Annotated in this window: 10 protein-coding genes; 1 reads left to right on the top strand and 9 read right to left on the bottom strand. The window is 46.2% G+C overall.

All coding sequences use genetic code 11. The features are described from left to right. Positions 1 to 20: 20 nt before the first annotated feature. The 6 genes from K8S19_07450 to K8S19_07425 form a co-directional block, all read right to left on the bottom strand. Entirely contained in the window at positions 21 to 971 is a 951-nt protein-coding gene (locus K8S19_07450; protein ID MCD4813510.1) for a hypothetical protein, read from the bottom strand. A gap of 44 nt (positions 972 to 1,015) precedes the next feature. Next, positions 1,016 to 2,614 carry a T9SS type A sorting domain-containing protein gene (locus K8S19_07445; GenBank protein MCD4813509.1) on the bottom strand — a complete coding sequence of 533 codons (1,599 nt, stop codon included), beginning with the start codon at positions 2,612 to 2,614 and terminating at the stop codon, positions 1,016 to 1,018. An 89-nt stretch (positions 2,615 to 2,703) separates the two neighbouring features. Next, entirely contained in the window at positions 2,704 to 4,299 is a 1,596-nt protein-coding gene (locus tag K8S19_07440; protein MCD4813508.1) for a T9SS type A sorting domain-containing protein, read from the bottom strand. A 95-nt stretch (positions 4,300 to 4,394) separates the two neighbouring features. Continuing rightward, a complete protein-coding gene (locus tag K8S19_07435; protein MCD4813507.1) occupies positions 4,395 to 4,766 on the bottom strand; it encodes a GxxExxY protein in 372 nt (123 codons plus the stop codon). A gap of 37 nt (positions 4,767 to 4,803) precedes the next feature. After that, a complete protein-coding gene (locus K8S19_07430; GenBank protein ID MCD4813506.1) occupies positions 4,804 to 5,547 on the bottom strand; it encodes an outer membrane lipoprotein carrier protein LolA in 744 nt (247 codons plus the stop codon). Positions 5,548 to 6,141: 594 nt separating this feature from the next. After that, entirely contained in the window at positions 6,142 to 6,390 is a 249-nt protein-coding gene (locus K8S19_07425; GenBank protein ID MCD4813505.1) for a T9SS type A sorting domain-containing protein, read from the bottom strand. Positions 6,391 to 6,470: 80 nt separating this feature from the next. On the opposite strand from K8S19_07425, the gene K8S19_07420 reads away from it, so the two are divergent. Then, positions 6,471 to 6,899: a transposase gene (locus K8S19_07420; GenBank protein ID MCD4813504.1), complete on the top strand. Its 429-nt coding sequence runs from the start codon at positions 6,471 to 6,473 to the stop codon at positions 6,897 to 6,899. Here K8S19_07420 and K8S19_07415 read toward each other — a convergent pair. From K8S19_07415 to K8S19_07405, 3 genes are read right to left on the bottom strand one after another with little or no spacing between them, the layout of a single operon-like run. Then, positions 6,856 to 7,620: a tetratricopeptide repeat protein gene (locus K8S19_07415; GenBank protein MCD4813503.1), complete on the bottom strand. Its 765-nt coding sequence runs from the start codon at positions 7,618 to 7,620 to the stop codon at positions 6,856 to 6,858. The two genes, K8S19_07420 and K8S19_07415, sit on opposite strands and share 44 nt — an antisense overlap. Beyond that, positions 7,617 to 9,479: a BatD family protein gene (locus K8S19_07410; GenBank protein ID MCD4813502.1), complete on the bottom strand. Its 1,863-nt coding sequence runs from the start codon at positions 9,477 to 9,479 to the stop codon at positions 7,617 to 7,619. Before K8S19_07410 ends, K8S19_07415 begins: the two co-directional genes overlap by 4 nt. A gap of 44 nt (positions 9,480 to 9,523) precedes the next feature. Beyond that, the gene (locus K8S19_07405) at positions 9,524 to 11,323 is read right to left on the bottom strand and encodes a VWA domain-containing protein (protein ID MCD4813501.1); all 1,800 of its coding nucleotides are present in this window, start codon (positions 11,321 to 11,323) and stop codon (positions 9,524 to 9,526) included. Between the last annotated feature and the right edge of the window lie 4 nt (positions 11,324 to 11,327).

The following is an 11,327-nucleotide window of genomic DNA, read 5'->3' as shown; positions in this document are numbered from 1 at the left end:
CTTCATGATTTCACTTCATGTTACTTGTTCCATTTCTTAAGCAATTCTTTCACTGCCGTGCCTCCTGATTTTTTAGCTTTGGCCATGATTTTTTTGGCATTTGGATCATTTTTTCGGCTTAAATATTCTATTTTTCCTAAAATTATTTTTACTTCATTTTCTTCGACATTTGAGTTTAGGATGAATTTTTCGATTATTGGATAATAAGGGGAAAGGAGCACCTTATATTTTTTATTACAAATTAGCGCGGCATAACACCTGATCATTTCACCTTTGGTTTGATTGTCTCTCAATGCAAGCAAATAAGATTTCATCTTTTCTTTTATTTCTTCATTTTCAAAATTAAGGAATATTATAAAATTACTAATAATCTCTTTTTTAATATCCATCACATCAATTAATTTTTTCATATACTCAAATCCTTTTTCTTCATCACCCATTGAAATCAACCTTCCCATCGCATACCCACGGACAGATAAATCCTCATCTGTTTCCGCGACTTTTTTAAAAGCGACAGCGACGATGTCTTTGTATTGAGAATATGATAAAAATTCCATTATATTTCTTTTTGCCTGGCTACTTTTTGCTGAATAGAGTTTATCAATAACCGTCTCAATTTCCGCCTTGGTTGGATCCAGGCCCATGAACTCATTTAAAGCGTTGTATTGAGTTTGGGCATTTTCAGAAATAGCCCAATCTTCATTGGTTTCAGGTTCATATTTAATGATTTCCAGAAGAATTCTCCGTTTTTCATCAGCTGTTTTGGCCCGATCAGAATCGTTAAATGAATAGCGATGTCCAACCGTCGGTGTCGCTTTTACTTCGTTGGTTCCTTCATCCACCGCATCGACTTTGCCCATGCCAAACACGAGTGAGGTGCTGAGTATGCCGATCATCATGATTACAAGTCCCTTTTTGTTCATTGAACTTTCTCCTTTTGCATCGTTTTTTTCTCGTTCTTTGGCTTTCAATATCCTCTTAAGTTATGACCAACAAAACATGAAATCCTTTCGAACTATTTCTTCAAAACCGCGATTTTTTCCACGCCTTGACTTTTGCCACCCACAACAATATTCACAAGATAGATCCCACTAGCCACTGTCTGGCAATCCCACTTCACAACCTGCCCGCGCCCGGCCGGCAAGGTTTCTTCCAGTTTGGCCACTAAATCCCCGCTGATGGTATAGATCATAATTTCTACTTTGGCAGCTGTATCCAGGTGCAGCAGGAAATTCATTTCGCTGTGTGCCGGATTTGGATATGCCATCACTGCTTTGTTGCCCAGATCAATCCCTGCCAATGACCGTGTGGATGTGCTGGTGGGCGAGATCGTTGCTGTGGGACTAATCGTCGCGGTCTGTGTGATGGTTGGTGTCGCGGTTGCGGTCGGCGTGATCGTAGCCGTCGGACTGAACGTAGCGGTTTCAGTGATTGTAGCGGTTTGGGATGCAGTAGGAGTAATATAGTGTTTTACAAATACCCGTCGTAACACACCCACATCTTCATACCAGACAGCGTATGGTGTCCCACTTTTGCAATCCAGATAACAATAACGAGCATATTCATTAATATCAATATTCAAAGGGCCTTCATCCAATTCCCAACCAAGACCAGTATAGTGTTTCATATACAAATATAAAGATCCTGGATAATCTTCATTCCACAGAACATAGGGAACGCCATTTAATAGTGATAATATAGGTCCGTAACCATCCCTATTTTCATCCACATTCAATGCCCCGCCCAGTTGTTCCCAGGCTGTGCCATTAAAGTATTTGGTATAGATTTTTTCCGGATTTCCGGTTGAGCTTGCTTGGAAAGCAACATAAGGTGTGCCGTTATAAATTTCCAAGCTCGGCCAATCCGCGCTTTCAGCACTGCTGTTGTTGATGAATCCCGAACCAACCAGCTCCCAATCACTGCCATTGTATTTTTTCACATAGGAATATGATCCATAACTACGCATGAACGCCACATAGGGGGTTGCACCATCCATTTCGATATCAGGATTTCTTGCAGGATTTGCGGGGATGTTCAACTCCCCGCCAAGCTGGTCCCAGTCCGTGCCGTTCCACATTTTTACATACACTTTGTTAAATTCCCGCCAGGCCACATAGGGTGTGCCGTTGTATCCGGCCACATCCGGTTCGCCGGTCTCATCACTGGCCACCAGATTCAGCGCACCGGTACCCATCTGCTCCCAGGCGCTTCCGTTCCACTGCTTGACATACACCAAGGTATTGCCGCTTGCCTCCACTTCCATCCAGGTCACAAAGGGCGTGCCGTCCGAGATGTCGATCGCGGGCCGGTCCGCGTTGTTACTTGAATCCATGTTCAGGCTAGTGCCGTCATTGGGCAGCTGCTCCCACTGGATGCCGTTGTACCGCTTCACATAAACCTGGTAGGCTGTGGCGCTGTTTTCCTTCCACGCCACGTAGGGATACATCCCGTCCGTCGCAATCTTGGGATAGTACGCGTTTTGTGCCGGATCAACATTCAGGCTTCCGTCTGCATTCACGTCCCCGTCCAGGATCCATTGCGCTCTTGCGACTTGGGTGGATAACAGAAGTGCTGTGAATAGAATTAATGTGGTTGAAAATAGTGTGCGGTGCATTCATCCTCCTGATTTGGGATTTCACAAATTTAAAATCAATTAAAGGCGAATTAATTCGTGTAATTCGCTTTTAATTCGTGTAATTGTTTTTACCTCAGTATTGCGATCTTCTTGATCTTTTTCACTTCATCCCCCACTTTGACTTTTACAAGATAAATCCCTGCCGCCATGTCGCCACACTCCCATAATATGGAATTACTCGAATGAGATACAATTTCACGAATTTGGGACACTTTGTCGCCTGTCATGTTGAATATCTCCACCAAGACTTCAGCCTCTCCGCTGAAATTGAACCTGAAATACATCCGGTCCTGTGCTGGATTGGGATACGCCAGGACCTCATCCTCTGCCACGACAATTCCCGGACTCGCAGTCGGCGAGATCGTTGATGTGGGACTAATCGTCGCGGTCTGGGTGATTGTCGAAGTCTGAGTTATGGTCGGTGTGATGGTTGCGGTCGGCGTGATCGTCGCCGTCGGGCTGATCGTGGCGGTTTCAGTGATTGTGGCAGTCTGCGATGCGGTAGGGGTAATATAGTGTTTTACAAATACTCGCCGTAACACACCCACATCTTCATACCAAACAGCGTATGGAGTCCCACTTTTGCAATCCAGATAACAATAACGGGCATATTCATTAATATCAATATTCAAAGGGCCTTCATCCAGTTCCCAACCAATACCAGTATAGTGTTTCATATACAAATATAAAGAACCTGGATAATCTTCATTCCACAGAACATAGGGAACGCCATTTAATAGTGATAATATAGGTCCGTAACCATCCCGATTTTCATCCACATTCAATGCCCCGCCCAGTTGTTCCCAGGCTGTGCCATTGAAATATTTGGCGTAGATTTTTTCCGGATTTCCGGTTGAGCTTGCTTGGAAAGCGACATAAGGTGTCCCATTATAAATTTCCAAGCTCGGCCAATCAGCGCTTTCATTGATGCTGTTGTTGATAAATCCCGAACCAACCAGTTCCCAATTGCTGCCATTGTATTTTTTTACATAGGAATACGATCCATAAGTACGCATGAATGCCACATAGGGGGTTGCACCATCCATTTCGATATCCGGATTTCTGGCAGGATTTGCGGGGATGTTCAATTCTCCGCCGATCTGGTCCCAGTCCGAGCCGTTCCACATTTTTACATACACTTTGTTAAATTCACGCCAAGCCACATAGGGTGTGCCGTTGTATCCGGCCACATCCGGTTCACCGGTCTCGTCTCCTGCCACCAAATTCAGCGCACCGGTACCCATCTGCTCCCAGGCGCTTCCGTTCCACTGCTTCACATACACCAAGGTATTGCCGCTTGCTTCCACTTCAGTCCAAGTCACAAAGGGTATCCCGTCCGAGATATCAATCGCAGGACGGTCCGCGCTGTTACTTGAATCCGTGTTCAGGCTAGTGCCGTCATTGGGCAGCTGCTCCCACTGGATGCCATTGTACCGCTTGACATAAACCTGGTAGGCTGTGCCGCTGTTTTCTTTCCACGCCACGTAGGGATACGTCCCGTCCGTCGCGATCTTGGGATAGTACGCGTTTTGCCCGGGATCAACATTCAGGCTTCCGTCTGCATTCATGTCCCCGTCCAGGACCCATTGCGCTCTTGCGACTTGGGTGGATAACAGAAGTGCTGTGAATAGAATTAATGTGGTTGAAAATAGTGTGCGGTGCATTCATCCTCCTGATTTGGAATTTCACGAATTGAAAATCAATTGAAGACGAATTCATTCGTATAATTCGCTTTTCATTCGTGTAATTCTTTATCAATTCAGTTTATAAACCTCTTGTACTCCAACGATTCCTTGCCAAAATTTAGCAACAAGCCAACTTTAAACCCCGTTGCTTTCAGATAATTCACCACTTGGGCTTTTACCAACTTCCCGGTAAATTCCAACGCTTTTATTTCAACGATTATTTCATCATAGCAAACAAAGTCTGCTTTATAATGTTTGCAAATCTTCTCTCCTTTATAGACTATGGGCAATTTCACTTCCCGTTTAAATGGAATTTCTCTGGTGGCCAACTCTTTGGACAGCACCTCCTGATAAACCGATTCAAGAAACCCGCATCCCAGCTCTTTATGAACTTCCATCGCAGCACCAATAATGCTGTATGTTTTCGGTTCTTTCTGATTAACCATTCGTGTTATCCACCTTCAATTCGTTTTTCATTTGTTTTTAATTCGTGTAATTCTCTTTTATCCGTGTAATTCTTTTATTCTCTAATTGAACCACACTCGCGATCGCACCCGCCGGCGTGATCACCCGCGTGAACACGCTTTTGGGCACCCAGCATCCGTCCTTTTGCTCATAGACTGTTTTGACCTCCATGGGCGGCATGGGACCGGCACCGGTAAAATTCATCTGTGTGACCAATCCCCGGTTGCTGTCATAAATGATTTCTACGGCCTTTGGATTGCGGACGGTTTCACTGGTCGCTATCCCGCCGTCTTTGTTTTTGTGGTAACCGATCACCTTGTATAAATAGCCCTTTTCAGGCGGTGTGGCCGTGTCAATTTCCAGGTAAAATTGCGCAAGAAAGGCATTTTGAAAAAGATCGGCATTCATATCCGCTGTTTGGCTGGAAACTGGTATTTCTTGAAATGGTCCGTTGGCGATGGACATATATGATTTTCCATTTTCCGTCTTGATGACTTGCTGGGTTGGTTTTGTATAGGTCATGAGGACATGATCCGGTGCTGCATAGCTGTAATGACCTATATGTTCAAGGTTCATCCCGCCGATGCCAAACACGATCATTGTAAAATCCGCTTCGATACTTTGAATTTTTTCCTGATGTGCCTTGAGATGATCCAAAATCTCTTGGGTGGATAGGTTGCCTGCATAAACGGATTGTGTACCTGCCAGCATCAATCCCATCAGAATGAAAAAATACGTAAAATGTTTGATTTCCAATTTCACTGATGCCCTCCTTGAGTTCCAAATGGAACAAATTTTAAGTATATCACATTTTTTTGTGCACTTCCTGCTGAACCATTTATTTAGGAATCATTGAGTTAGACTGATATTGTTGGAATTCCATGCGGGGAAAATTGGGAAACTTAAAAATATTTGGCGCCTGTAATCTCTAGCCCGTCATCCCCGAATGTCTTTATCGGGGATCCAGTGGCTTTGATTCTAAGTCTCTGGATTCCTTCGTCCTGGATGATTTTATCCAGGGGCTTCCGCAGGAATGACAATTGCGCCTGTCATCGCCGCGTGCTTCAAACGGTACTGCATTGCAGTACAAGAGATCCAGAGGCTTTCATGCACTTAAATCGCTATCCACAGATTACACAGATTTCGCAGATTAAAATCTTTATTAGGGTTAAAATCAAACACAAAAATTTCACTATTTTTCATTGCTAAAAAATATATTCAATATCTTAAATTTGATTCCGCTTTATACCTTTGACTCTATTGTGCCTTAACCCTATTTTTCCTTTGGCTTTTAATACTATTTCTTTGCCTTTAAAATCTGCGTAATCTGTGTAATCTGCGGATAAGATTTTGCAGTTACTTCAATATCCCAATCTTCTTTATCTCCAGCACCTTATCTCCCACACTCGTTTTCACCAAATAAATCCCTGCTGCCACATCCGAACAGTTCCAGGTCACAACCGCATTGTCTGAAGCGGTCTTGAATTCCTCAATCTCAGCGATTTTTTCACCATTCATATTATATATCTCAACCTTCACATCACAATCTTCCATTACCCGAAACATGAAGTTCATCTGATCTCTGGCTGGATTGGGATATGCCATATAAACTTCCCCTGATTTAGTGGACACACCGAAGAAAGAAAACTAAAATAACTTATCGGAGGTGTGGAATGGGGAAAAGCATGAACAATTATACCAAAGAATTTAAGCAAGAGGCCGTAAAGTTGGTTGTTGAAAGAGGTCGGCCGGCGATAGAAGTAGCCCGAGAATTGGGTATTAAAGGAGGCACACTGTATAACTGGGTGGAAAAATTCAAGAAACATGGTCAGACAGCGTTTCCTGGTAAAGGATATATGATGCCTCAGGACGAAAAGGTGCGTCAGCTGGAAAAAGAACTGAAAGAAGTGGCCATGGAGCGTGATATATTAATTTTAATATATCAATCTCCTCTTTTTAACTACTTTGATACCGGCGGTTTTTTAGTTCAGTTCGTATTCTGTTTGACTCATTTAAAAGGAATTTGTTTGAATTTTTTTAAGTTATTCCGTATTCAGATGATGCTGCCTCTTACCGGTCTTCCCATACTTCTGTACGTTGAATCCAACCTTTAAACCCTTCCGGCGAGAGTCCGATAGCCTGCCACTCTTTGTCCTGCCCTAATATTCTAACCTCACGCCCTTCCGGAACAATAAATCCAACTTGATACTCCTTGCCCGGACCATTTCTGGCCTCAACCTGATTGTTCACAACCACGCCCCAGCGCACCTGGCGCTCAACTGTGATCCGGACAGCTGCCCATACCGCTAAAATTAAAAATAACGCACTAACAATACTGGCAGCCCACTGCCAAAAGTATTTTTTCCGGTTCGTCAGGATGATGCCGCCCAAACAGACGCAAAAAAGAACATATGCCCCCCATGCGCCCAAGGTGATGGTTTGTCCGGAAAAACGATTAAAAACCTTTAAAAGCCAGCGACTAATCGGTCCTGCTTTATCCCCGGGCCGCTTCACCTGCTGTCTGGCATATTCCAAATTATAAAAAATATCCGCATCACTCGGATCTCTTCGCAGCGCCCAACGGTAGTAAGCTATGGCCTGTCCAAGCTTTCCCAGTTTAAACGCTGTGTTCCCCAGATTATAGTAAAGCTCAGCACTGGCCAACCCTTTTAACTGCAATTCCCGGTAATACGCCAATGCCTGGGCATAATCCCCCTGATCATACGCCTCCCGGGCCTGAACGCTCTTTTGCTCAAAGACACTCTCCACTGCGTGGACCGGAACCCAACTCAGCACTGCCGCCAACAGCAGGCCAATCACAAAAACCCGCTTCATTGTTTGGCCTCCTTTGACAAAATGGGTTTGAACCGGAGCAATAAATCCTCCGCTCTCTTTTCCAACATCGCCATGGCTTCCGGGTCCGCTTGCCCGGGTGCAAATCGTGCAAAATCAGTTTCATCAAACAACTTCACTAATTCGTCTGTCAACGATTTCCCTGCCCCCCGGCTATGCAGCTTCTGAATCATTTCACGCTGCGTAATACCGGACCGGGAGACCCCCATCCGATCCGCCAAATAACTGGAGACAGCTTGTGCCAATACTGTATAAAATAGTTTGGCATCTTTTTGTTTCCGCGCATGCCGAGCCTGATTCAGTGCTTTTTGCGCACTTTTATCCGCAATAATTTTCCGGGCATAACGCGGATCTGCCGCCAGCCGGGCCTGATGCTGCTGCCAAAAACGGAGCAGAACAAGTAAAATTGGCGGAACAAGGAACCCCAAGACCCAGAACCAGCCGGGTAAAACCGCCTGACCCGGTTTTAAAGGCAGATTTGTCTTTAAATAACGAATATCCTTAGAAATAATTTTCACACCTAAATCCACAGCAGGTTCTTCGGTCTGGGTCATGCCGGAATTCTCAGCCTGGGTCTCGCCCGCCAGAACATTCAATTCCATTTTCGGAACGCTGATGCGCTCGTATTTTTTACGCCCATGATTAAAATAACTAAAATGAATCGGTGGAATGGATAATTTTCCCGTCACTTGCGGCCTGAGGAGTGTCCGGTAAATTTTCACACCCCGAATCGTATCCTCTTTTTTTTGTACTTCTGAAGAAGACACGGTCTCATAGACTTTAAACCCCGGAAGATCGGGCAATTTAGGCTGCCCCACGGATTTGACATTGCCCTCACCAAAAATCCGCACTTCCAGGGTCAATGCCTCACCCACCTTGGCTTGCTTGCGGTCAAGTTTGGCAGACATGGACCACTTGCCAACTGTCCCGGAATAATCACTGGGTTTTCCTTCCACCGGAACCGGATCAACCTGAATGCTAATCGGTTCAGAAGTAAGGCTGACCTGCTGCCCGCGCGAAAACAAACCGCTGCCAAAAAAACTGTTAAAAGGATCCCTGCTCTGGCGGGAAGCACCCTGAATTGCGACCTGAAGCCGGGCAGGACCAATGGTCAACTTCCCTGAGGTGGTGGGATATAAAATCACCCGCAGTTCCGTGACAAAATATTCCTGTCCATTCACCCGTACTGCGTATTCCCGCTGGGGCGGCAGATCTTCTTTCCAAAAACCACTGAGAGCCGGCGCCGTATACTGCGGCTGGGAAAGCACCGGGATGCGCCGGAAATATTTAAACTTGAGAATAATCGGTTCATTGACACATGCACGCTTTTTATTCACCTCCGTGGTGATAAAAACCGGTTCCTGGGTCCGGCGGTTGATTGACTGGGGTGCGGTTGATTGCGGCATCACAGATTGGCCTTGGGGTGCCGGTTGCGATTGGGCCGGTCTATTTTGATTGGGATTAAAAATAATCACCGTAACCGGCGGCGAGGCATAAATCTGTCCCTTGTAGTGTACTTTCACCGGTCCAATAACCTGCTTGCCCGGTTTATTGGGAATAAGCACATAGGTAAAGGTTAACGACGAGGAAACCTCTCCATTCACGAATGAAAAATTCGACGACCGGCTTCCACCGAAAACACGGAAGTCGCTTAAATCCGGGAGTTCCGGATTTGCTTTGATGTTGGCTTTGCCTTCTACAATCACAACAAAACGCAGCTGCTTTCCGACCACAGCCTGTCGCGGACTGACCTCTGCCGTGACTTTAATATCCGCTGCAAAGAGATATCCGGTTGGCAGCAGGCTGATCATGATGCCCAAAATAATTTTTCGAATTTGCATAGATTTCATTCCTTAAGCCATCCCAGGGTATTCCCGCCGGTCCATTACCAATCCTGCCTGCCTTTGGTTGCCGGTTGCCGTTTCAATTGCTTCATGCGTTCCTTCTGTGCCTCTTTTTCCGCTTCTCTCACCGCATTCAAGAGATTTTCAGCCTCCTGGCGCGACATCTCACCGGGCTTGGGTGCATCCCGCACATCCTTTTGCGGGGTTGCATCTGCTTTTTCATTGTCAGGTTTGGCCTCGCCTTTTTTATCCAGCTTGGCATCCTCAGATTTTTCTTTGTCATCCCCAGGGTGTTGCTTGTCCTGTTGCCCCTGCTTTTCCGGGTCTGCTTGAGACGGCCGGGCTTGACCGTCTTTTTTTTGTTCCGCCTTCTCCTTATCCTCGTCCTGTGATTTTTGTTTTTTTTGCCGGGGAGGCGGATTTTTCAAAAATGCCATGGCCTGTGACAAATTATAAATTGTATCCTCATCACGCGGTTTGAGTTTGAGCGCCGCTTTATAGTGTTCGACAGCTTCCTTATACTTTTGCTGCGAAAAAAAATTGTTACCTAAATTATACAATGTCTTCGCGCGTACTTTTTTGTCCCGGCTTTTTAAAGCCCGTTGATAAGAATTTTCCGCATCCTCATGCCGTTCCAACCGGTTGAGCACATTGCCAAGATTATACTCCACAACCGGTTCATCCGGATTCTTTATTTGCGCATCCCGGTAAGCTTCCAGCGCCGCTTCATAGTCGCCCTTGTGATACTTACGATTGCCCTGGTTGTTGTCCTCCGCCGCCGGTCCCGCCCAGGCGGATTGCCCGAAAAACAACATCATCAGGATAAAAAACAGCCACGCACCGCGCCGTTGGGGAAGCCAGTATGCCACGATTAAAAACAACAGTGCCGGCAGCAGTACAAACTGAAAACGGTTCTCAAACGCGCCGAACTGTCCGCCGGATATTTCACGTTTTTGCATTTTCCCGATAATCGCGGCAATCTTCTCCGCTTCAATACTTCCTTGATAGGCGGTCAAATAGGCCCCGGCGGTTAAAGCGGTGATCTCCTTGAGCGTTGCCTCGTCTAATTTAGAAACAACGGTCTGTCCTTTATCATCCTTGACATAGTTCCTGATCGTACCCCCGGCATCACGAATGGGAATCGGTTCCCCGGCCGGGTTGCCGAATCCTATCCCCAATATCCGGATACCGACAGCCTTGGCTTCCCGGGCCGCTTCTAAAACATCAGAATCATGGTCCTCGCCATCGGTTAAAAGCACCAAAACGCGAAATCCCTCACTGCCTTCAGGAAATGTCTGAATCGCAGCCCGAATCGCTGTACTCAAATTTGTTCCCGAACGCACAATGGTATCGGGTGTCAGATAATTTAAAAACATTTTTACGGCTGCATAATCCGTGGTCAAAGGACACGCGATTTGCGCAGAACCGGCAAAGGCCACCACGCCGACGCGGTCACCGTTGAGACTGTCCACCAACGCGGTCAACTCCTGCTGCGCCCGTTTCAGCCGGTTGGGCTGAACATCTTCGGCCAGCATGGAGCGGGAGACATCCAGGGCGACGATAACATCCACCCCCTGACGCTTCACTTCCACCATTTTCGTACCATACTGCGGTCCGGAAAGTGCCAGGCTGCTGAGAAAAATCCCCGTAAGGATCATCAAAAAACGCACGCGTCTTTTCGGATTGCTGAGATTGCCGGTAAGCCGGTTGACCAATTCCAGATCACCAAAAGCTTTCAAATCACGCTGCCGCTGCCAGCCGGCCCAAAGACCCAGCCCGATCAACAGCGGCAATCCCAGTGCGAGCGTGCCGTAAAACAGGTAAGGATAGGTTAGTTGCATGTGC

The organism is bacterium, assembly GCA_021108215.1.
Taxonomy (GTDB): domain Bacteria; phylum Oederibacteriota; class JAAXVQ01; order JAAXVQ01; family JAUVAV01; genus JAIORK01.
This window is presented reverse-complemented; position numbering and strand designations above follow the sequence as displayed.